This is a genomic window from Streptomyces sp. 6N223, assembly GCF_052246635.1.
Lineage (GTDB): Bacteria > Actinomycetota > Actinomycetes > Streptomycetales > Streptomycetaceae > Streptomyces.
In genome coordinates, this window is record NZ_JBQQCA010000136.1 from 1 (window position 1) to 1,923 (window position 1,923).

The 1,923-nt window shown below is 64.5% G+C and carries 2 protein-coding genes; both read left to right on the plus strand.

The annotated features are described in order from the left end of the window. Window positions 1-951: ABC transporter permease (locus ACTWQH_RS32660; RefSeq protein ID WP_443290438.1), on the plus strand; the 951-nt coding region annotated here is incomplete at its 5' end. Next, window positions 948-1,910 carry a carbohydrate ABC transporter permease gene (locus ACTWQH_RS32665; RefSeq protein WP_443290439.1) on the plus strand — a complete coding sequence of 321 codons (963 nt, stop codon included), beginning with the start codon at window positions 948-950 and terminating at the stop codon, window positions 1,908-1,910. The genes ACTWQH_RS32660 and ACTWQH_RS32665, both read left to right, overlap by 4 nt. Window positions 1,911-1,923: the final 13 nt, after the last annotated feature.

Here is a 1,923-nt window from a genome sequence, read left to right on the forward strand (position 1 = left end):
GATCCGCGTCTGAAGGGCGGTATCACGTTCCGGCACAAGGTGCGCCGGGATTATCCGCTGATCTTGATGACGGTGCCTGTCGTCGTCCTGCTGCTGGTGTTCGCGTATATCCCGATCGCCGCGAACGCGATCGCGTTCCAGTTCTTCGAGCCCTACCTGGGGACGAACTTCTTCGACTCCATGGCCAAGAGTGCCTGGACGGGGTTTGAGAACTTCGAGCGGATGATGGATGACCCGGAGTTCTGGGACGCCGCGGAGAACACCCTGGTGTTCTCCTTCCTCCAGCTCATCTTCTACTTCCCCGTCCCGATCCTGCTGGCCCTGCTGATCAACAGCTTCCTCCACAGCAAGGTCCGCGCCTGGTCCCAGGCCATCCTCTACCTGCCGCACTTCTTCTCCTGGGTGCTGGTGATCACCGTCTTCCAGCAGATCTTCGGCGGCGCCGGCCTGATCGCCCAGACCATGCGGGACAACGGCTGGGGAGACGGCTTCGACCTGATGACCGACCCCGGCTTCTTCAAATGGCTCATCACCTTCCAGGTCATCTGGAAGGACGCCGGCTGGGGCATCATCGTCTTCCTCGCCGCGCTGTCCACCATCAACCAGGAACTCTACGAATCAGCCGCCGTCGACGGCGCCACCCGCTGGCGCCGGATGTGGCATGTCACCCTGCCCGCGCTGCGCCCGGTCATCGCCCTGCTGCTGGTCCTCCAGGTCGGCAACATGCTCTCCGTCGGCATGGAACAGTTCCTCATCCAGCGCACCGCCGTCGGCCCCGGCGCCTCCGAAGTGCTGGACTCCTACACCTGGGACCAGGGCATCGCGAACGGGGACTACAGCTACGCCGCGGCCATCGGCATCGTCAAGGGCATCTTCAGCATCGCCCTGGTCCTGGCCGCCAACAAAGTCGCCCACGCGATGGGCGAACAGGGGGTGTACAAGAGGTCATGAGCGCCACCATCACCAACGACGCCGCCGACACCAGTGTCCTGGTCGAAGACCGCGACGACGAGAAGGGAAAACGGCAGCGCCCCGCCTGGGAGGAGCCGCCCACCCGCGTCGGGCTGACCGCCAAGACCGTGATCCTGGGCATCGCCCTGGCCGCGATCCTCTTCCCCGTGTGGATCGTTTTGATCACCAGCCTGTCCGACGCGGAGACCATCGCCAAGACCGGCGGCCTGGTCGTGTGGCCCGAGGGCATCACCCTGGACGCCTACCGCGAACTCCTCAACGGCGGCCAGGTCGCCCGCGCCATGTGGGTCTCCATCGGCATCACCACCATCGGCACCGCCTTCTCCATGACCATCTCCATCCTCGCCGCCTACGGCCTGACGAGGATGGGCTCGCTGTGGCACCGCCCCATCCTGTTCACCATGATGGGCACGATGTTCTTCGGCGGCGCCGGCATCATCCCCACCTACCTCCTCATCCAGGAGCTGGGGCTGATGAACTCCTACGGCGCGCTCATCCTCCCCATGGCCGTCAACGTCTTCAACATCCTCGTCCTGCGCGCGTTCTTCATGAACGTCGGCCAGGAACTGATCGACTCCGCCCGCATCGACGGCGCCAGCGAGTTCCGCATCCTCATCCAGATCGTGCTGCCCCTCTCCCGCGCCGTCCTCGCGGTCATCTCCCTCTTCTACGCCGTCGGCTACTGGGGCAACTGGTTCGCCGGCTTCATCTACATCACCGAACAGGACAAACTCCCCCTGCAGAACGTGCTCTACCAGATCGTCGTACGCCGCCAACGCCCCACCGGCATGTCCGAGATGATCGCCTCCGGCCAGGTCCCCTCCATCGCCGTCCAGACCGCCGTCATGATCCTCGCCCTCCTCCCCGTCGCCGTCCTCTCCCCCTTCGTCCAACGCCACTTCAAGAAGGGCATGCTCATCGGCGCCATCAAGGGATGAAACGTTCACCCAC

What these genes read in the sequence shown, in the direction of transcription:
- ACTWQH_RS32665 (WP_443290439.1), top strand. Translation starts at nt 948, where the DNA reads ATGAGCGCCACCATCACCAACGACGCCGCCGACACCAGTGTCCTGGTC.